Source organism: Thalassococcus sp. BH17M4-6 (assembly GCF_049323015.1).
In the GTDB taxonomy this organism is placed as follows: Bacteria; Pseudomonadota; Alphaproteobacteria; order Rhodobacterales; family Rhodobacteraceae; genus Puniceibacterium.
Genome location: NZ_JBMPGU010000013.1, coordinates 33,751 through 53,498 on the forward strand (window position 1 = coordinate 33,751; position 19,748 = coordinate 53,498).

Below are 19,748 nucleotides of genomic sequence, written 5' to 3' on the forward strand. Positions count from 1 at the left end.
CTGTAAATCCTACCAGCACGGCCCGCCGCGCCGCAGGCGAACGTGGCGTCACGGCTATTCCGCCGCGCGTAGCGGGGCGCTGCCCTGACCGGTGGAAAGGGGCGATACCGGGTCGCTTTCCTCCCACAGGATTTCCGGGGACTTGATGCGTTTCGCGGCCTTCTGGATCGCCCAGTCGCGCGCCGCGCGGCTCGACCGTCCCATGCTCATCCGTGCCAGCAGCCGCGCGACCCAGGTCGCGTAGGTGGTGATCCAGACCCGCAGGGCCAGCATCGACGGGGTAAAGACCAGCGTCAGCACCGTCGCGATCCCCAGGCCGAAGACCACCGCCGTGGCCAGCTGTTTCCACCACAGCGCCGTGGGGCTGTCGATGGAATAGCCACCTGCGAAGAAATCCAGGCTCAGCCCGAACATCATCGGCGCAAGGCCCGCCATCGTGGTGATCGTGGTCAGCAGCACCGGGCGGATCCGGTCCTCCGCGGTGCGCACGATCGCCTCGATCCGCGGCATGAAGCGGGCATAGTCCTGATAGGTGTCGATCAGCACGATGTTGTTGTTCACCACGATCCCCGCCAGTGCCACGATGCCGGTGCCGGTCATGATGATGCTGAAGGTCTGGTCCATCACCAGCATGCCGATCAGCACGCCCGTGGTCGACAGGATCACCGCCAGCAGCACCAGCACGGCATTGTAGAAGCTGTTGAATTGCGCCAGCAGGATGATGAACATCAGCCCCAACGCGGCGGCAAAGGCATTGCCCAGGAAGGCCTGGCTTTCCGCCTGTTCTTCCTGATCGCCGGTCCATTCCCATTCCAGCCCGTTGGGCAGCGGATCGGTGTCGAGCCATTGGGTCAGCACGCCGATCCGTTCGTTCGCGTTCAGCGGTACGGTGCGCAGATCGCCCGCGTCCAGCGCCGTTTGCAGGCTGTCCACAGTGATGCCGTCGGGCGCGTCAAACAGCGTGAAGCGTCCGCCCGCGGGGCCGGTCAGCACCTTTGCGCCATCGGCGGGCGCGGCGCCGTCTTCCAGCACGCGCAGGCTGGCGACAATCTCGGGGCCGCCGTCGCCGTCGCGCACCAGCGTGGCAAGGTTCGGCGTCACATCGGCCTTCACGTCGAAATAGCGTTTCTGATCCATGCGGCTGATCTCGGCCAGCTTGGCGACTGGTTGACGGGTCACGAAGTTCGACAGCGGCACCAGACCGTCGGCGGTGCGCACTTTCAGCGAATCGAGGGTCGACAGCACCCGGTCCTTTTCGGGCAGACGCACGCGGATGTCGATTTCCTCGTCCGAACTGTCGACCCGCATGGTGTCGAGCAGGATGCCCCTCGTCACCAGCTGCACCATCGCGCCCACGGTGGCCACGTCGGCGCCATAGCGCCCGGCCTTTTCCACGTCGACGTCGATCTGCCAGTCGATGCCGGGCAGGGGGCGGGTGTCCTCGATCAGGGTCAGGCCCGGCGTCGCCTCGAACTGTGCGCGGGCGATGGCGGCGCCCTCAAGCAACCGGTCCCAGTTGTTCCCCATGATCCGCAGATGCAGCGGCTTGCCGTTCGATGGCCCCTGCGCGAGGTTCAGGATCTCGGTCTGCACGCCCGGCAGCTTGTCCAGTTCGGCACTCAACTCATCGAGGACGATGTCGCCGTCCAGCTCGGGCCGGTCGGCGCGTTCCTCCCACGGGATGGTTTCGATCTGCACCTGCCCGATGGTATCGGCGGGCGCCTGCGCGCCGCCGGTGTTGTTACCCAGGCCGCCTTCGCCCGCGAAGGCAAACACCGACCGAATGCCGGGATGCGCCAGCGCGATCCGTTCGGCCCGCTGCAGCAGCGCATCCTTTTCGGCAAGGCTTAGGTTGCCGCGCGCGCGGACATAGATCAGCGCCTGTTCGGGTTCGGATTCCACAAAGAATTCCACGCCGTTGTTGTGCTGGCCGAAATAGGTGAAGACGCTGACAACGAAGAACCCGACCGCGCCGATGGTCACCAGCGGCATCACCGGGTTTCCGGCAATCAGCTTGATGAACCAGCCGAACGGCGTGCGGCGGCTGCGCCCGTCGATCCGCTTGCGCCGCCGTTCGATCCGCGCCGCGTCAAGCACGATGGAGGCCAGCACCGCGAAGATCAGGAAGATCACGATCCCGGGGATCATGCCTGCAAAGCCGGGTGCGATGGCGGGAAAGAGATAGCTGGGGTTCAGCACCATCATCGCCCCGGTGAACAGCCCCAGCAGCACCACCGGCACCAGTGCCGCGCGCAGGATCCAGGGCGTGCCGCGTTTCAGGGCGGCTGTGGCATTGTTCAGCTGGCGCGAAAACCGCCCCGTGACGCCGCCCATGACCGGCAGATAGACCAGCGCCACAACCAGCGACGCCGACAGCACGAAGATCAGCGTGACCGGCAGCATGCCCATGAATTCGCCTGGCACCCCGGGCCAGAACAGCATCGGCAGAAAGGCGCAAAGCGTCGTGGCGGTCGAACTCACCACCGGCCAGAACATCCGCTTGGCCGCCTCAACATAGGCGTGCATCGGGCCCGAGCCTTCGGAAATGCGCTTGTCGGCATATTCCACCACCACGATGGCCCCGTCGACCAGCATCCCCACGGCAAGGATCAGGCCGAACATGACGATGTTCGACACGCTCACCCCCATGAGCGCGAGAAAGGCAAAACACAGCAGGAACGACGTCGGGATGGCAAAGCCCACAAGCAGCGCGGGCCGCGTGCCCAGGGCGGCCAGGACCACGATCATCACCAGCGCGATGGCGGTCAGAACCGACCCTTCAAGCTGGCGCACCATGCTGTCGACCTGGCGGCTTTGGTCGTTGCTGGTGCCGGCCGATACGGCGGCCTGCAGTTCGGCGGGCCATTCGGCGCGCGCGGCGGCGACCTCGTCCTTGATCAGCGCCACCGTGTCGATAAGGTTGAAGCCCTTGCGCTTGACCACCTGCAGGGCAACGGTGTTTTCGCCGTTGAACCGCGCCGTGCCGGTGCGGTCCTCGAAGGTCAGGTTGATCGTCGCCAGATCGCCCAGGGTCACGACCCGGTCGCCATTGACCTTGACGGGCAGGTCGTAGACATCGCGCTGTTCGTCGAAACTGCTGGGGATCTTGACGCTGAAGGCGCCTTGCGTGGTCTCGACCTCGCCCGCCGCAATCAGCTGATTGTTGTTCTGCACCACATTGATCAGCTCACCCGCGGTGACGTTGTAGGATTCCAGCCGCAGCGGGTCGATCACCACCTCGAGCATCTCGTCGCGGTTGCCCGCGATCCCGGCCTCGAGCACCGCGTCCAGCGCCTCGAGCCGGTCCTGAAGGTCCTTGGCGACGCGCGCCATGGTGCGTTCGGGCACCGGGCCGGTCAGGTTCACGATGATGATCGGAAATTCGGAAAAGTTGATCTCGTTGATCGAATACTGTTCGGCCCCGGCGGGAAATTGCGCCTGCGCCTTGGTCATGGCATCGCGCACGTCCGCCATGATCTTGGTCTTGTCCCAGCCGAATTCGAACTCCATCGACATCCCGGCATAGCCTTCGGCGGCGGTGGCACCGAGCGATTTGAGCCCGTCGAGATCGGCCAGCTCCGTCTCCATCGGCTTGACCAGCAGGGTTTCGGAATCCTCGGCTGAAATGCCCGGGAAGGGCACGCTGACGAAAAGCGCGGGGATTTCGATATCCGGCTCGCCCTCTTTCGGAAGCGAGACATAACAATAGGCGCCCACCACCAGCGACAGGACGATGAAGGCGATGACCATGCGGGCGCGGCCCGCGGCCCAGTCGACGATTCCGGTCATTGGATCACATCCTCGTAGCTGGGCGCCACGGCGACCCCGTCGGTGACGTATTCCTGCCCCACGGTGATCACGTTGACGCTGTCGGGCAGGCCGGTGACCCAGACGCCGTCGCGGGTGTCGCGCATCAGCGTGACCGGCATGAACCGGGCAAGGCTGTCGTCATCGACGGTGCGCACGCCCAGCGTGCCCTGGTCATCCAGCGTCAGCGCCGACGACGGGATCAGATGCGCCATCGCGCCGTCGGCCTGGATGGCGATTTCGGCCGTCTGGCCGCTGCGCAGGCGCAGATCTGGGTTTGGCACGGTGATTTCAACGCGGAAGGTGCGGGTCATCATGTCGGCGCTGCGCGACAGAAACGTGACCTTTCCGGAGATGTCGCCGCCTTCGGTCAGCCGCGCACCCGCCGTCGCGCCGACCTCAATGCGGCCGACCTGGGTTTCCGGCACGAAAGCCACGAGCTTGAGCGGATCAAGCTGCAGGATCGTGGCGCAAAGCGCGTTGCCCCCCTGGCTTTGCATGAGGGTGCCAAGCTCTGCGGTATCGGTTTCCAGCACCCCGGCAAAGGGCGCGGTGATGGTCAGATGGTCGATCTGGGTCTGCGCCCGGGCCATCGCCGCCTCGGCGCTTTCGATTGCCGCTTCGACGCCCTGCATGCCGGACCGGGCGGCCTTGAGCCCCGCCTCGGCGCTGCTCACACCGGCCTCGGCGCTGCGCACCGCGGCTTCGGTATTGGCGACGCGGGTGTCGCTGGCAAAGCCGCCCTCGCTCAGCTTGGCGGCGGCGTTGGCGTTGATCCGCGCCTCTTCCAGCCGCGCCTTGGCCTCTTCCAGCCGCGCCTCTGCCTCGGGCACGCGGGCCTCGACCTCGGGGATCTGCGCCTGGGCCTCGGACAGCCGCGCCTCTGCCTCGGCCAGAGAGGCCAGCGTGGTGCCGGGATCAAGCTCGCACAGCGTCTGGCCCTCGTCGACAAAGGCGCCCTTGCGCAGCGGGGTCGAGATCACCTTGCCCGATACCTCGGCCAGCACATCGACCTGCCGGTCGGGCTGGGTTTCGCCGCGCAGCACCACCGCGCTGTCAATCTCCTGCGCGGCAGAGCGCATGGCGATCACCCCGACGGCCCCCTCTGCGGGTGCCTGCGGTTCGGCTGCGGCCTCTTCGGCGGGGGGCTCTTCCTCGGTCACGTCGGTGGCCATTTCGGGGGAGGGGGCCGCGGCGGTCGGGCTCAGGTCGCGGGCGAACTGCAACAGCCGCTCACGCTCGATCACGATGCCATAAAGCAGTCCAGCCACCAGAAGGGCCGTGATGATCGGTACGATCCGCATATGTCCAAAGTCCTGTTCAAAGCCGTTCGCGGCGCGCATACACCAAATGGTCTGACCGTGATACGGTAAACTGTTCGGTTCAGATTAAAGAATTCTGACTGTAACCTCAAGGCGCGCCCCCGGGCGCGACTGCAAATGTCGCAGGACCCGGCGGATCGTGCCGGAAATGCAGGCAGCGGCGCGGCGGCAAATGCACGGCGCGCTCACGCCTTGGCAGCGATTGCCGCAGCGGTTAAGAGGGGGCGAACGTCTGAACCAAAGAGGCCCCGGGTGAGCGACACCGACAGTTTTATCGACGAAGTTTCGGAAGAGGTCCGGCGCGACCGGCTGTTCCGGCTGATGCGCCGCTATGGCTGGATCGCGGTACTGGCGGTGCTGGTGCTGGTCGCGGGGGCCGCCTGGCGCGAATATCGCATCGCGCAGGACCGGTCTGCTTCGCAGGCCTTCGGCGATGCGATCCTGGCCGCGCTCGAACAAACCGACTCTGCCGACCGCGTGACGGCGCTGCAGGCCATCGACCCGCCCAAGCCTGAGTCGGCGGTCGTGCTCGACATGCTGATCGCGGCCGAACAGGCCAGCGAAGACGCCGGCGATGCCGCAGCCCAGACGCTGCAGGACGTGGCCACCTCGGGCGAGGTGCCGGAAATTTACCGCCAGATCGCGTCGTTCAAGGCGCTGGTGCAGGCGCAGGACAGCATGGATGCGGACGAGCGCCGCATCGGGTTCGAGGCGCTGACCACGCCCGGCAATCCGCTGCGGCTTCTGGCCGAGGAACAGCTGGCGCTGATCGAGATCGAAACCGGCGCACCGGATGCGGCGCTGACCCGGCTGCAGGCGATCCTTGCGGATTCCGAGGTCACGGCAGGCTTGCGCCGCCGGGCGTCTCAGTTGATTGTGGCCCTGGGCGGGTCGCTCGGGGCAGCGTGATCCGGAACCAATGAAGACCGAACCGACCACGGGGGCAGGAAGAGTGCGAAATCTCACGATCAAGGCCGGTCTGGCAGGGCTGACCCTTTTGGCGGCGGCCTGTACCGAACCCGAGGCGATCCTGCCGGGCGAGCGGCTCAACATCCGTGCCGGTCTGCAGGGCGGCGAGGTCGAGGTCGACCCCGAGAACACCGTGCGCGCGGTGTCGCTGCCGGGGGTGCGGGCCAACGCCAACTGGCCGCAAAGCCCCGTAAGCCCCGCGTTCCGCACCGACAATGCCGCCCTGTCGTCGGGCAGCCTGCGCCCGCTCTGGTCCGTGTCCATCGGGCAGGGCGACAAGCGCCGGGTCCGGCTCAACACCGATCCCATCGCTGATGGCGGGCGCATCTACACGATGGATTCCGCGCATCTGGTGACCGCCCTCTCGACCTCCGGTCAGGTGCTCTGGACCCACGATCTGACGCCGCTGCGGGACGACAACAGCCAGGCCCAGGGCGGCGGGCTGTCCTCGGGCGGGGGGCGCATCTATGCCGCCTCGGGCTTTGGCACGGTCACGGCGCTCGATCCCGCGACGGGGCAGGAAATCTGGACCCAGCGTGTCGATAACACCGCCACCGGTGCGCCGACCTTCTATGACGGCGTGGTCTACGTAACCTCGGGCGACAGCATCGGCTGGGCGATCGAGGCGGATTCGGGGCGCGTGCGCTGGCAGATCTCCGGCGTCGGCGACGTGAACAACGTCGCGGGCGCCCCGGCGCCTGCGGTCAACGACACGCGGGTGATCTTTTCCTTTGGCGACGGCACCCTGCAATCGGCCTTCCGCCAAGGCGGTCTGCGGCTTTGGAATGCCGATGTCGCGGGCACCCGGCCCGGATTTACCATTGCCAAGATCGACGACATCACCGGTGATCCGCTGATCGACGGCGATACGGTCTATGTGGGCAACTATTCGGGCCGCGTCGTGGCCTTTGACGTGGGCAATGGCGAACGGCGCTGGACCGCGCGCGACGGGGCACTCAATCCGGTCTGGCCCGGTGGCGATTCGGTCTACTTCGTCTCTGACCGGAACCAGCTGATCCGGCTCGATGCCACCGACGGCAGCCGCATCTGGGCAGTCAATCTGCCCGGCTATGAACCCAGCCGCAAACCGCAGACCCGGCGCGACAGCTTTTACGCGCAGCACGGGCCGATCCTTGCGAACGGGCGGCTGATCGTGGCCGGATCGGACGGGTTCCTACGGGCTTTCGACCCCACCAACGGCGCGCTTGTGGGCACCACGCCCATCGACGGCGGGGCAACCACGCGGCCCATCGTGGCGGGCGGTGTGCTCTACGTCGTGTCGTCCAAGGGGCAATTGCACGCTTTCCGTTAGCGGCGAAATGCGCTACGCGGGCAGACTGACGCCTGCCGGAGCCTCGAAATGAGTTTTAGCCTCGCCATTGTGGGCCGCCCCAATGTGGGCAAGTCCACGCTGTTCAACCGCCTTGTCGGCAAACGCCTGGCGCTGGTCGACGACCAGCCCGGCGTGACCCGCGACCTGCGCGAGGGCGAGGCGCGGCTGGGCGACCTGCGCTTTACCGTGATCGACACCGCCGGGCTTGAGGAGGCGACGGACGAGTCGCTGCAAGGCCGGATGCGCAAGCTCACCGAACGCGCTGTCGACATGGCCGACATCTGCCTCTTCATGATCGACGCCCGGGCCGGGGTCACCCCGACCGACGAAATCTTTGCCGAAATACTGCGCAAGCGATCAAAACACGTGATCCTTGCCGCCAACAAGGGCGAGGGATCGGCGGCGGACGCAGGCGTGATCGAAGCCTACGGGCTGGGCCTGGGCGAGCCGGTGCGGCTTTCTGCCGAACATGGCGAAGGGCTCAACGACCTCTATGCGCAGCTGATGCCGCTGGCCGACGCCTACGAGGAAAAGGCCCGCGAGGCCGAAAGCGAGGCGCCCGAACTGGATGTGGATGTCGGCGAAGAGGACGAGGACGCGCCGCGCCCCATCACCGCCGCCAAGCCGCTGCAAATCGCCGTCGTGGGTCGCCCCAACGCGGGCAAGTCCACCCTGATCAACCAGATCGTCGGCGAAGAGCGGCTTTTGACTGGTCCCGAGGCGGGCATCACCCGCGACGCGATTTCCGTGCGCACCGACTGGGACGGGGTGCCGATGCGGATTTTCGACACCGCTGGCATGCGTAAAAAGGCCAAGGTGCAGGAAAAGCTCGAGAAACTGTCGGTCTCCGACGGGCTGCGCGCGGTCAAGTTTGCCGAGGTCGTGGTGGTGCTGCTGGACGCCGCCATCCCGTTCGAGCAGCAGGATCTTCGCATCGCCGATCTGGCCGAACGCGAAGGCCGTGCCGTGGTGGTGGCTGTCAACAAGTGGGATGTGGAGGACGACAAGCAGGCCAAGCTGCGGATGCTGCGCGAAGAGTTCACCCGCCTGCTGCCGCAGCTGCGCGGCGCGCCGCTGGTCACGGTGTCGGCCAAGACGGGCCGGGGGCTCGACCGGCTGCACGCCGCGATCCTCAAGGCGCACCGAGTCTGGAACCGCCGGGTCAGTACCGCGCAGCTCAACCGCTGGCTGGCGGGGATGCTGGAACAGCACCCGCCGCCCGCGCCGCAAGGCAAGCGGATCAAGCTGCGCTACATGACCCAGGCCAAGACGCGGCCGCCGGGGTTCGTGGTGATGTGTTCCCATCCGGACAAGATGCCCAGCAGCTATTCCCGCTATCTTGTCAACGGGTTGCGCGACGATTTTGACATGCCCGGCACACCGATCCGGCTGCATATGCGCGGCCAGTCGGACAAGAATCCCTACAAGGGCCGTCGCAAGGTCAACGCCGGGGCGCTGACCAAGCATCTGGGCAAGGGGCCGCGCCGGTCCTGAGCGGCGCGCGCATGGCAGAGAAAGCAGAGACTGGCGATCACTCGGTATCGGTGCCGCGCAGGGCGAGGATCGCGAGAATCCCGAGAACGGCCAGCCCCACCACCGCAATGTTGATCGGGCCGGTGTTGGCGACGATCACGCCGACCAGCGCCCAGATCACCGTGATGCCGTATTCCGGCGCGCGGTGCAGGCGGTATTGCACGGTAAGCGCGATGGCCAGCCCGATGCTGAGCGCGATAAGCGCAGCGGGCGTTTCCGGCAGCAGGCCGTAGCCCGCGAGCATCAGGCCGATCGACACCGAACTCGCTGCCGTAAGCCAGCCCGCGTAGATGGCAACCGGTGCCTGCTGCCACCACCTGTCGGTGTCACCGACTCTGAAAAGCGACAGGAGGGCGGTGCCCAGCATCACCCAGATCAGCAGCGTCGCCCAGCCGGGCGACACCTGCGCCAGCGGCAGCCAGAAGGCCCCCAGCGCCAGGCTGGCAAACAGCGGCGGGCGCATCGCGGCCCAGTCCGGATCGTCGCCGCGCTTCACCGCGCCAAATCCCGCACCCGCGATCAGCCAGGCATAGATCAGCCCCCAGATCGCAAAGGCATATCCCGCAGGCTGCACCGGCGGGTCGTTCTGCGGTACCGGGAACTGGTCCGCCTCGAACCCGTTGAACCCGGATGCCAGCCAGGGAGAGGCGGCAAAGGCCAGCGCCGCCAGCAACAGCAGGATCGACCAGATACGCGTCATGTCAGGCAAGCTCCCCTTGCGCGGTCAGCGTGGTCTTTCCGCGCAGCCAAGGGTGCAACGCCGCAGGCAGCTGAACCGATCCATCCGCCTGCTGGCCGTTTTCCAGGACCGCGATCAGCGCGCGGCCCACGGCCAGGCCGGACCCGTTCAGCGTGTGCAGGAACTCCGGTTTGCCGCCGCCTGCCGGTTTCATCCGGGCGTTCATCCGCCGGGCCTGGAAATCCCCGCAGGTCGAGACCGAGCTGATCTCGCGGTAGGTGTTCTGCCCGGGCAACCAGACCTCGATGTCATGGGTGCGGCGCGCGCCAAAGCCCATGTCGCCGGTGCAGAGCACGACCGTCCGGTAGGGCAGTTCCAGTGCCTCGAGGATGGCCTCGGCGCAGCCGGTCATCCGGGCGTGTTCGGCGTCGGACTGGTCGGGATGGGTGACCGACACCATCTCGACCTTTTCGAACTGGTGCTGGCGCAGCATGCCCGCGGTGTCGCGGCCGGCGCTGCCCGCCTCGGACCGGAAGCACTGGGTATGCGCGACGTAGCGGCGGGGGAGGTAGCCTTCGTCCACCGTCAGCCCGTTGACGATATTGGTCAGCGTCACCTCGGCCGTCGGCACCAGCCACCAGCCGTTGGTGGTCTTGTAGCTGTCCTCGCCGAATTTCGGCAGCTGCCCGGTGCCCTGCATCATCTCGTCGCGCACCAGCACCGGCGTCCAGGTTTCGGCCAGCTCGTGCTGTTCGATATGGGTGTCGAGCATGAACTGCGCCAGCGCCCGGTGCACCCGCGCGACCCCGCCCGAGAGCACGACAAATCGGCTGCCCGAGAGTTTCGCCGCGGTTTCGAAATCCATGCCGGGGATCACGCCCTCAAGCTCGTAATGCTCGCGCGGGGTGAAATCGAAGCTGCGCGGGGTGCCCCAACGCTTGATCTCGACATTGTCGGCCTCGTCCGCGCCGTCAGGCACGTCGTCATAGGGCAGGTTCGGCACGCCCATCAGCAGCGCGGTCAGCTCCTCGTCCAGCGCCTTGGCGCGGGCCTGCATCTGCGCGACCTCGGCCTTTTTCTCGCCCACCAGCGCGCGCAGACGCTCGAACTCGGCCTCGTCACCGCTGGCCTTGGCCTTGCCCACATTTTTGGAGGCGCTGTTCTGGTCGGCCTGCGCGGTCTCGGCGGCATGGATCGCGGCGCGGCGTTCTTCGTCCAGGGCCAGAACCTGCGACGACACGCCCGCACCGCCCCGGCGCATCAGCGCCGCATCGAAAGCCGCCGGATTGTCGCGAATGGCGCGGATGTCATGCATCGGTCAGGTCCCCGGAAATGAGTCGTGCCCGCCTTATGCAACATCTTTCGGGGGAGGTGTAGGGCAGAGGCCGCCGCACCGTAGGGTGGGTTTGCAACCCACCTTAGGTCGGGTCGTCCGGGTCCATGCCGATGGACCGCTGGTAGGCGTGCCATTCGGTGGCGAATTCATCGGGCGAAAGGGTTTTGTCTGACCAGTGCGTGGGCCGCTTCAGATCGCCCAGCCGGACCGACGCGTCGCCAAATGCCTGGTCGATTTGGGCTTGCTGGAATTCGGAAAAGCTACAATTCACCAAGCGCAGCGCGCTGCCCTTGAAAGTTGCGTCTTTGACCGCCGTGGATGGACTGAACCTGACCTGGTCCAGCAGCACCCCGTCCAATTGCGTTCCCACTAGGCCAGCAGTGGACAAATTGGCGTGGTCCATCCTGGCGCCGGTCAAAACCGCTCCGTCGAGGCGCGCGGCGCCAAGGTTTGCGCTCATCAGTCGGCATTGCCGTAGATCGGCGTTGCAGAGATAAGCCTCGTCCAATCGGGACCGATTCAAATTTGCTGAGGTCATGCGCGCACCGTCGAACACCGCAACTTCCAGACCGGCATAGTCCAACGACGCATGTTCGAGATTTGCCCGCTCCAGTCGTGCCCCTTGAAGCTGCGCCCTGTGCAGATCCGCGTTGCAAAGCTTGGCGTTGTTCAGGCGCACGCCCTGCGTGTTCGCAAAGGCCAGTCTCGCCCCCGAAAAGTCCGAGCCGTTGAGATGAAACCCTTGCAGGTTCGCGTGGCGCAAATCGATTTCGAGCGATCGCCGGTCGACGCCCGAGATACCACCGAGCCGCCCCAGGATTTGCGCCGCCGACTCCATGTCGGACCGGACGGGCCGAAGTATTTCGGCCCAGTCGCTCAGGGCGTGCAGTTCGGCATCCGCTGGCTGGATGCCGAGCTCGTAAAACGCTTCTTCCTCCTTCAACGGCCTTGAATAGCCCTGGGGATGCGTCAGTGTAAAAACCTGCAGATAAGGATGGGTTTGCGCAGGAAACTCCCGGCTCAGCTCTCGGATGTAGACACTCAGCAACCGCGATATGCGCCGCGCTTCCTGCGGGCGTTCCACCACCAGCGCTTCAAGACGGTCCAGCGCTGCATTCCGACGAAGCACGTCGTCCTGCCATACCTGCCGCTCTTCTTCGCTGATCTGCCTTTGGGCATAAAGGTCCGTCGTGGTGGCGTTGATCTTGTCATTGAAGAGCGATTCCTGCGCCGTGGTGGTCTGCGCCCGCGACAGCGACAGCTTCAGGAGCGTGAAGGGCAGGGCGACCACCGCGCCCAGCACGCCGGTCAGCGCGACCATCTGCGCCAGAAGAAACCTGAAATTCCATGCGTCGCTGTCGCCTGCGCGAACGACACTATGAAACAGCACCTCGAAGATCAGGCCGAAAAGCCCGGCGGTCAGCGTCAGCATCAGCCCGACCCAGAGCATCACGGCGGTCCAGAAGAACGGCGGCCAAAGATCGGGCAGACCGAAGTCGGCGGGCACTCTGGCGAACCGCGCAGGCAGATGCAGGCCGCCCTTGCGCAGCATCCGTATGGTGAAGGCGAGCGCGCCCAGCAGGACAAGAAGCGCCATCAGCCCGGGCAGGCCAAGGCTGCCGCTCAGCGTGCCGTTCTCGAATCTCAGATCGACCACCATGGCCCTCCGCCAACGCCATGCGACACAGCCTATGCGTGTCTGCGCGGGCTGGCAATCTGCGGGGCCGGTTTGTCGCCTTGCAATGCCCCGCGCCACAACATAGGTAAGGCCAAATTCCGCGGGGGGTGCGCCCCGCCTTGTGACAGGAGCATCCCATGGACGGCAGTGCCTTCGCCCAGTTCATCCCTCTCATCCTCATCTTCGCGATCATGTATTTCCTGCTGATCCGACCGCAGCAGAAAAAGCTGAAAGAGCATCAGAAGATGGTCGAGGGTCTGCGCCGGGGCGATCAGGTCGTGACCCAGGGCGGGCTGATCGGCAAGGTCGTGAAGGTCAAGGAAAGCAACGAGGTAGAGGTCGAACTGGCCGAGGGCGTGAAGGTGCGCGTTGTGCAATCCACCATCGCGCAGGTCCTGTCCAAGACCGAGCCCGCCAACTCCTGATCCCTCTTATTCCGGGCGCAGAACATGCTTCAGATCGACCTTTGGAAACGCATCCTCATCTGGGGCATCGTGGCGGTGGGCGTGTTCCTGGCGCTGCCCAATGCCTTCTACACCCGGGTGGAGCAGCACAACGACGCGGTCGCGGCGATCGAACAGCAGGGCGCCACGGCCGAACGTGACGCAGCGGCGGCGGGCTGGCCGTCGTTCCTGCCATCCGGGCTTGTAAACCTTGGCCTCGATCTGCGCGGCGGCGCGCATCTGCTGGCCGAGGTGCAGGTGCAGGACGTCTATGCCGCCCGGCTCGAGGCGCTCTGGCCAGAGGTGCGGGACGCGCTGCGACCCGAACGCGCGACCGTCGGCACGATCCGGCTGCAACCGTCGGGACCCAACGAGTTGCGCGTGAAAATCTCGCAGCCCGAGGGCATGGCGCGCGCGCTCGAGGTCGTGCGGGGGCTTGCCCAGCCCGTGGTGTCGCTGACCGGGGCCGGGGCCACCGACCTGGATGTCGCGGGCGAGGGGGACGAGATCATCGTGCGCCTCTCCGAGGCCGAACAGCAGGCCACGGACGAACGGACCGTGCGCCAAAGCCTCGAAATCATTCGCCGCCGGATCGACGAGGTCGGCACCCGCGAACCCACGATCCAGCGCCAGGGCACCGACCGCATCCTGATCCAGGTGCCGGGCATCGGGTCGGCGGCCGAGCTCAAGGAAATCATCGGCACCACCGCGCAGCTGACCTTTCAGCCGGTGGTCGGGCGCGGATCAAGCGCCAATGACAGCCCCGGGATCGGCAACGAGATCCTGCCCTCCTTGGACGAAGAAGGCGTGTTCTACACGCTCGAACAGGCCCCCGTTGTCACGGGCGAGGAACTGGTCGACGCGCAGCCCAGCTTTGACCAGAACGGCCGCCCGGCGGTCAGCTTCCGGTTCAACCCGGCGGGCGCGCGCAAGTTTGGCGACTATACCGCGGAAAACATCGGCAACCCCTTCGCCATCGTGCTGGATAACGAGGTGATCAGCGCGCCGGTGATCCAGAGCCATATTCCCGGCGGGTCCGGCATCATCACCGGCAATTTCAGCGTCGAGGAATCGACCAACCTGGCCGTGCTGCTGCGTGCCGGCGCCTTGCCCGCGGGCCTCACCTTTCTTGAGGAACGCACCATCGGGCCGGAGCTGGGGCAAGACAGCATCGACGCGGGCAAGATCGCCACCGTCGTCGCCTTTGCCGGTGTGCTGGTCTTCATGTTCCTCAGCTACGGTCTGTTTGGTCTTTTCGCCAATATCGCGCTGATCCTGAACATCGCCCTGCTGTTCGGGCTGCTCAGTCTGATCGGGGCGACCCTGACCTTGCCGGGCATCGCGGGGATCGTGCTGACGGTGGGCATGGCCGTGGATGCCAACGTGCTGGTGTTCGAGCGTATCCGCGAGGAATCGCGCACCGCCAAGGGACCGGCACGGGCGATCGAGCTGGGCTATGAAAAGGCGCTGAGCGCCATTGTCGACGCCAACATCACCACGATCCTGACCGCGACGATCCTGTTTGCCATGGGCTCGGGCCCGGTGCGCGGCTTCGCGATCACGCTGGGCATCGGGATCATCACATCGGTCTTCACGGCGATCTATGTCACCCGGCTGATCATCGTGATCTGGTTCGGGCGCACCCGCCCCAAAACCATCGAAATCTGAGAGGTCACAGCCCATGCGCCTGCGTCTCGTTCCGACGGAAACCAACTGGGATTTCTTCAGCCGCTCGCGGCTTTGGCTGGGCATTTCGGCGCTGATGATGGTGGTGGCCTTTGCCTCCTTCCTGATCCAGGGCCTGAACTACGGCATCGATTTCCGCGGCGGCACGACGATCCGCACGGAAAGCGCGCAGCCCGTGGATGTGGGCGCCTACCGCGACGCCCTGCAACAGATGGAACTGGGCGACATCACCATTTCCGAGGTTTTCGATCCCAGCTTTGGCGACGACAAGAACGTGGCGATGATCCGCGTGCAGGCGCAGGACGATCAGGAGGCCGTGACGGCAGAGCTGATCGGCCAGATCGAGGCGGCGCTGGAAACGGTGGTGCCGGATATCGAATTCGCTTCGGTGGAATCCGTCGGCCCCAAGGTGTCGGGCGAGTTGATCCAGACGGCGGTGATTGCGGTGGTTCTGGCCATCGGCGCGGTGCTGATCTACATCTGGCTGCGCTTCGAATGGCAGTTCGCCGTGGGCGCTGTGGTGGCGCTGGTGCATGACGTGCTGCTGACCATCGGCATCTTCTCCGAGCTTCAGATCAGGTTCGATTTGGCGATCATCGCGGCGCTGCTGACGATCGTGGGCTATTCGCTGAACGATACGGTCGTGGTCTTTGACCGGGTGCGGGAAAATCTGATCAAGTACAAGAAGAAGGACCTCAAGGAGGTTCTCAACATCTCGATAAACGAAACTCTCAGCCGGACGATGATGACCTCGGTCACGACGATGCTGGCGCTGCTGGCGATGTTCGTGCTGGGCGGTGACGTGATCCGCGGCTTTGTCTTCGCGATGATGTGGGGCGTGCTGGTCGGGACCTATTCGTCGATCTTCGTGGCCAGCGCCATCCTGCTGTGGCTGGGGGTCAAGCGCGACTGGACCAAGCCGGACGCCACGGCTGGGAACCAATACGCCAACATTGATGCCTGACCTGCTGGCGCAGACCCTGGCATTGCCGGGTCTGTCGCTGCTGATCGGCGTGGTCTTCGTCGCGGGCGTGGTCTACGGCTTTGCCGGGTTCGGGGCGGCGATGGTCGTGATGCCGGTCGCTGCAATGCTGCTGCCCATCGAAATGGCCGTGGCGGCTTTCAATGTCTCTGCCCTGTCGTCGCTGGTCACAGTCGTGCCGCGCGCGCTGCCGCAGATCGACCGGCGCGGCACGATGATCATGATCCTGTCGGCGGCGGTCAGCGCGTCCCTGGGCATCTGGGTGCTGCGGGTGGCGGATGTGACGCTGCTGCGGTGGGCGGTCGTGGGCGTCTGCGCGATCACGCTGGTGGCGCTGCTGGCGGGCTGGCGCTATGCCACGCGCCCGACGCCGCGCACGCGCGCCGCCGTGGGCTTTGCCAGCGGATTTGTCGGCGGGGCGACGGGGCTCATGGGGCCGGTGATGGTGCTGTTCCAGCTAGCGGGCCGCGACAGCGTGGCCACGTCGCGCGCGACGGCGGTCGTGTTCCTGACGCTGACGAGCCTTCTGCTGCTGCCGCTGATGGCGGCGCAGGGCCTGCTGACCGGCACCGCCGTCATGCTGGGGATCGTGCTGCTTGTGCCCTATGGCGCGGGCACGCGTGTGGGTCAGGCGCTTTTTCAACCACAGCGTGAACGATTTTACCGTGCCGTGGCCTATGTTATCATAGCAGCGGCGATCCTGAGCGGATTGCCGCTTTGGGACGCGAAGGGGTAGCCATGCGGCTGAACGAAGTGACCTTTACCGATGCCGTACCGGTCGACGGGTACGGCCCGGGATTTTTCCGCGTCGGCGGCCAGCCGGTCGAAGGTGCCATTTGCCTGAGCGCGAAGGGCACGCAAAGCTGGGGTGGGTTCGACGATGCGGCCATGCTGTTGGCGCTGGCGGACGAGATCGACGTGCTTTTCGTCGGCACCGGGGGCGAGATCGCGCATCTGCCCGGCGATCTGCGCAGCGCGCTCGAAGAGGCGGGGATCGGGGTCGAGGTGATGAACTCCCCCTCTGCCTGCCGCACCTACAACGTGCTCTTGTCCGAAGGGCGGCGCGTGGCGGTGGCGGCGCTGCCGGTCTAGGCCTTTTGGCACTTTTGCCCACCCACCACCTGCGCTAAGCGTGGCGGCATGACCCTGCGCGTGACCGATCTGGACGTGACCCGGGGCGGCGTGCCGGTTCTGGACGCCGTCAGCTTTGCGCTGGAGCCGGGCCACGCGCTGGTCCTGCGCGGCCCCAACGGCGCGGGCAAGACAACCCTTCTGCGCACCGTCGCCGGGCTGCAACCCGCCGCCGCAGGGCAAATCGACGGGGCCGAGGACCGCATCGCCTATGCGGGCCATGCCGACGGGCTCAAATCGATGCTGAGCGTGGCCGAGAACCTGACCTTCTGGGCCGCCGTCTTTGGCACCACCGACATCGCCCCTGCCATCGCCGCCTTCGACCTCGTGCCCTTGCAGGACCGGCTGGCGGGCACGCTGTCTGCCGGGCAAAAGCGGCGGCTGGGTCTGGCGCGGCTGATGGTGAGCGGGCGGCCGATCTGGGTGCTGGACGAACCCACCGTGTCGCTGGATGCGGCGTCAGTCACGCTCTTTGCTCAAGCGATCACGCGGCATCTGGAGCAGGGCGGCAGCGCGCTGATGGCCACGCATATCGACCTTGGCCTTGTGCAGGCGCAGGTGCTGGATATCACCCCCTTTCGCGCCAGCCCGCGCAGCCGCGCCGCGGACGAGGCGTTCCTGTGATCGCGCTGCTGACCCGCGACTTGCGGCTCGCCGTGCGGGCCGGGGGCGGCTTTGGCCTGGGGCTGGCGTTCTTCCTGATCGTGACGGTTCTGGTCCCCTTCGGCGTCGGGCCGGATTCGGCGCTGCTGTCGCGGATCGCGCCCGGCATCCTGTGGATCGGCGCGCTTCTGGCTTGCCTTCTGTCGCTCGACCGGATCCTGGCGCTGGATTGGGAGGACGGATCGCTCGACCTGCTGGCCACCGCCCCCCTGCCGATGGAGGGGATCGTGAGCGTCAAGGCGCTGGCGCACTGGATCACCACCGGCCTGCCGCTGGTGCTGGCCGCACCACTGCTGGGGGTGCTGCTGAACCTGCCGGGGCCCGGCTATCTGTGGCTGCTGGTGTCGCTTCTGCTGGGCACGCCCGCGCTGTCGGTGATCGGCACCTTCGGGGCCGCGCTGACCGTGGGGCTGAAGCGCGGCGGATTGCTCTTGTCGCTGCTGGTGCTGCCGCTTTACGTACCGACACTGATTTTCGGGGCAGAGGTCGCGCGCCGCGGGGCAGAGGGGCTGGAGGTGGCCACGCCGCTTCTGATGCTGGCGGGGATTTCCTTCGGGGCGCTCGCGCTCTTGCCCTTCGCCTCGGCCGCGGTGCTGCGGATCAATCTGCGGTAGGGCCGTGGGTTCCGGCCCCATAGACATTCGCAGAAAATAGTCCCCCGCGCGGCGGCTCCGGGCGTCACGTCCCCCGCGCGCATCTGTCACCTTGGCTTTCCGTGCACGCCGAAGTGATTTAAACAGCAGGGAAAAGAGGGATATCCAGCGGCCATGTCCATTTGGGAATATGCAAACCCGGTCAAGTTCATCCGCACCACGGACATCGTCCTGCCGTGGCTGTCGGTGCTGGCGCTGGTGTCGCTGGTCGTCGGGCTGGTCTGGGGGTTTTTCTTCACCCCCGATGACTACCGCCAGGGCTCAACCGTCAAGATCATCTATCTGCACGTGCCGTCGGCGCTGATGGCGATCAACGCCTGGCTGATGATGCTGGTCGCATCGATCATCTGGATCGTGCGCCGCCATCACGTTAGCGCACTGGCCGCCAAGGCCGCGGCACCCGTGGGCGCGGTGATGACGGTCATCGCGCTGGCCACCGGCGCGATCTGGGGCCAGCCGATGTGGGGGACCTGGTGGGCCTGGGATCCGCGGCTGACGTCCTTCCTGATCCTGTTCCTGTTCTATCTGGGCTACATGGCGCTGTGGTCGGCCATCGAAAACGACGACACCGCCGCCGATCTCACCTCGATCCTGTGCCTTGTGGGATCGGTCTTTGCGCTGCTGTCGCGCTATGCGGTGAATTTCTGGAACCAGGGCCTGCATCAGGGCGCATCGCTCAGCCTCGACAAGGAGGAGAACGTGGCGGACGTGTTCTGGCTGCCGCTGCTGGTCTGCATGGCTGGCTTTGTGCTGCTGTTCCTGGCGCTGGTGTTCCTGCGCACCCAGACCGAGATCCGGGCCCGTCGGACACGCGCGCTTTTGGCACGGGAGCAGCGGACATGATCCCCGATCTGGGCAAATACGCAGGTGCGGTGCTGTCGTCCTATGCGGTGTCGATCGGGCTGATCGTCCTGCTGGTGGCTCTCAGCGTCTGGCAATCGCGCAAGGCGCGCGCCGCCCTTGAACGGGTGGAAGGAAAGGCAAAGCGCAATGGCTAGGTTCTCGCCCCTGATGATCGCGCCGCCGGTGATCTTTGCCGCGCTGGCCGGGCTTTTCTACACCGGCATGTTCCGCGACGACCCGCAGGGCCTGCCGTCAACCCGCGTCGGACAGCCCGCCCCCCCCGTCACCGAACAGGCCTTGGGCGATTACCCGCCCGTGACTGCCGACATGCTGCAATCGGGCGAGGTGACGCTGGTCAATTTCTGGGCCAGCTGGTGCCCGCCCTGCCGGGCCGAACATCCCAAGCTCTTGCAGATGGCGGCAGAGGGGATGCCGATCATCGGCATCAACTTCAAGGATCAGGCCGCGACCGCGCAGCGGTACCTGATGGACGACGACAACCCGTTCGAGGCCGTGGCTTTTGATCCGAACGGGCGCACCGCCATCGAATGGGGCGTCACCGCGCCGCCCGAGACCTTCATCGTCGGGGGCGATGGCACGGTGCTATTCCGCTTTGCCGGTCCACTCGTGGGCAGCGATTACGAACAGCGGTTCCTGCCCGCACTGGACGCGGCGCTGGCCGACTGACCG

The 19,748-nt window shown here is 66.0% G+C and carries 18 protein-coding genes; 13 read left to right on the plus strand and 5 right to left on the minus strand.

Annotated elements, in window-relative coordinates:
* Positions 1-54 precede the first annotated feature (54 nt).
* Both ACOXXX_RS16940 and ACOXXX_RS16945 read right to left on the minus strand, forming a co-directional pair.
* Entirely contained in the window at positions 55-3,789 is a 3,735-nt protein-coding gene (locus ACOXXX_RS16940; RefSeq protein WP_422827793.1) for an efflux RND transporter permease subunit, read from the minus strand.
* On the minus strand, positions 3,786-5,111 hold the full coding sequence (locus ACOXXX_RS16945; protein WP_422827794.1) for an efflux RND transporter periplasmic adaptor subunit: 1,326 nt from the start codon (positions 5,109-5,111) through the stop codon (positions 3,786-3,788). Before ACOXXX_RS16945 ends, ACOXXX_RS16940 begins: the two co-directional genes overlap by 4 nt.
* Before the next feature lie 270 nt (positions 5,112-5,381).
* Between ACOXXX_RS16945 and ACOXXX_RS16950 the strand changes: the two genes are divergently transcribed.
* Genes ACOXXX_RS16950 through der form a run of 3 tightly spaced genes read left to right on the plus strand, consistent with a single transcriptional unit; the run spans position 5,382 to position 8,925 of the window.
* Entirely contained in the window at positions 5,382-6,038 is a 657-nt protein-coding gene (locus ACOXXX_RS16950; protein ID WP_422827795.1) for a tetratricopeptide repeat protein, read from the plus strand.
* A gap of 43 nt (positions 6,039-6,081) precedes the next feature.
* Complete coding sequence (locus tag ACOXXX_RS16955) at positions 6,082-7,410, plus strand: PQQ-binding-like beta-propeller repeat protein (RefSeq protein ID WP_422827796.1); 1,329 nt, start codon at positions 6,082-6,084, stop codon at positions 7,408-7,410.
* Positions 7,411-7,458: 48 nt separating this feature from the next.
* The gene (der, locus tag ACOXXX_RS16960) at positions 7,459-8,925 is read left to right on the plus strand and encodes a ribosome biogenesis GTPase Der (protein ID WP_422827797.1); all 1,467 of its coding nucleotides are present in this window, start codon (positions 7,459-7,461) and stop codon (positions 8,923-8,925) included.
* A 37-nt stretch (positions 8,926-8,962) separates the two neighbouring features.
* Here the strand turns inward: der and ACOXXX_RS16965 are convergent, their stop codons facing one another.
* The 3 genes from ACOXXX_RS16965 to ACOXXX_RS16975 all read right to left on the minus strand — a co-directional run bounded on the left by ACOXXX_RS16965 (position 8,963) and on the right by ACOXXX_RS16975 (position 12,639).
* Positions 8,963-9,664, minus strand: a complete 702-nt coding sequence (locus ACOXXX_RS16965) for a TspO/MBR family protein (RefSeq protein ID WP_422827798.1) — start codon at positions 9,662-9,664, stop codon at positions 8,963-8,965.
* A 1-nt stretch (position 9,665) separates the two neighbouring features.
* A complete protein-coding gene (gene serS, locus ACOXXX_RS16970; RefSeq protein ID WP_422827799.1) occupies positions 9,666-10,958 on the minus strand; it encodes a serine--tRNA ligase in 1,293 nt (430 codons plus the stop codon).
* 103 nt (positions 10,959-11,061) lie between these two features.
* Positions 11,062-12,639: a pentapeptide repeat-containing protein gene (locus tag ACOXXX_RS16975; RefSeq protein WP_422827800.1), complete on the minus strand. Its 1,578-nt coding sequence runs from the start codon at positions 12,637-12,639 to the stop codon at positions 11,062-11,064.
* 155 nt (positions 12,640-12,794) lie between these two features.
* On the opposite strand from ACOXXX_RS16975, the gene yajC reads away from it, so the two are divergent.
* The 10 genes from yajC to ACOXXX_RS17025 all read left to right on the plus strand — a co-directional run bounded on the left by yajC (position 12,795) and on the right by ACOXXX_RS17025 (position 19,745).
* Positions 12,795-13,082, plus strand: coding sequence for a preprotein translocase subunit YajC (gene yajC, locus ACOXXX_RS16980; RefSeq protein ID WP_422827801.1), 288 nt, complete (start codon positions 12,795-12,797; stop codon positions 13,080-13,082).
* A gap of 24 nt (positions 13,083-13,106) precedes the next feature.
* The gene (gene secD / locus ACOXXX_RS16985; protein WP_422827802.1) at positions 13,107-14,768 is read left to right on the plus strand and encodes a protein translocase subunit SecD; all 1,662 of its coding nucleotides are present in this window, start codon (positions 13,107-13,109) and stop codon (positions 14,766-14,768) included.
* Between the two features lie 13 nt (positions 14,769-14,781).
* Complete coding sequence (gene secF, locus ACOXXX_RS16990) at positions 14,782-15,750, plus strand: protein translocase subunit SecF (protein ID WP_422827803.1); 969 nt, start codon at positions 14,782-14,784, stop codon at positions 15,748-15,750.
* Positions 15,743-16,504, plus strand: coding sequence for a TSUP family transporter (locus ACOXXX_RS16995; RefSeq protein WP_422827804.1), 762 nt, complete (start codon positions 15,743-15,745; stop codon positions 16,502-16,504). Before secF ends, ACOXXX_RS16995 begins: the two co-directional genes overlap by 8 nt.
* A gap of 2 nt (positions 16,505-16,506) precedes the next feature.
* Positions 16,507-16,860 carry an Mth938-like domain-containing protein gene (locus ACOXXX_RS17000; protein ID WP_422827805.1) on the plus strand — a complete coding sequence of 118 codons (354 nt, stop codon included), beginning with the start codon at positions 16,507-16,509 and terminating at the stop codon, positions 16,858-16,860.
* Between the two features lie 48 nt (positions 16,861-16,908).
* The gene (ccmA, locus tag ACOXXX_RS17005; protein WP_422827806.1) at positions 16,909-17,523 is read left to right on the plus strand and encodes a heme ABC exporter ATP-binding protein CcmA; all 615 of its coding nucleotides are present in this window, start codon (positions 16,909-16,911) and stop codon (positions 17,521-17,523) included.
* Positions 17,520-18,176, plus strand: a complete 657-nt coding sequence (ccmB, locus tag ACOXXX_RS17010; RefSeq protein ID WP_422827807.1) for a heme exporter protein CcmB — start codon at positions 17,520-17,522, stop codon at positions 18,174-18,176. Before ccmA ends, ccmB begins: the two co-directional genes overlap by 4 nt.
* 153 nt (positions 18,177-18,329) lie before the next feature.
* A complete protein-coding gene (locus tag ACOXXX_RS17015) occupies positions 18,330-19,058 on the plus strand; it encodes a heme ABC transporter permease (protein ID WP_422827808.1) in 729 nt (242 codons plus the stop codon).
* Positions 19,055-19,213, plus strand: a complete 159-nt coding sequence (ccmD, locus tag ACOXXX_RS17020) for a heme exporter protein CcmD (protein ID WP_422827809.1) — start codon at positions 19,055-19,057, stop codon at positions 19,211-19,213. The genes ACOXXX_RS17015 and ccmD overlap by 4 nt, the downstream gene beginning before the upstream one ends.
* Positions 19,206-19,745, plus strand: a complete 540-nt coding sequence (locus ACOXXX_RS17025) for a DsbE family thiol:disulfide interchange protein (RefSeq protein ID WP_422827810.1) — start codon at positions 19,206-19,208, stop codon at positions 19,743-19,745. The genes ccmD and ACOXXX_RS17025 overlap by 8 nt, the downstream gene beginning before the upstream one ends.
* Positions 19,746-19,748 lie beyond the last annotated feature (3 nt).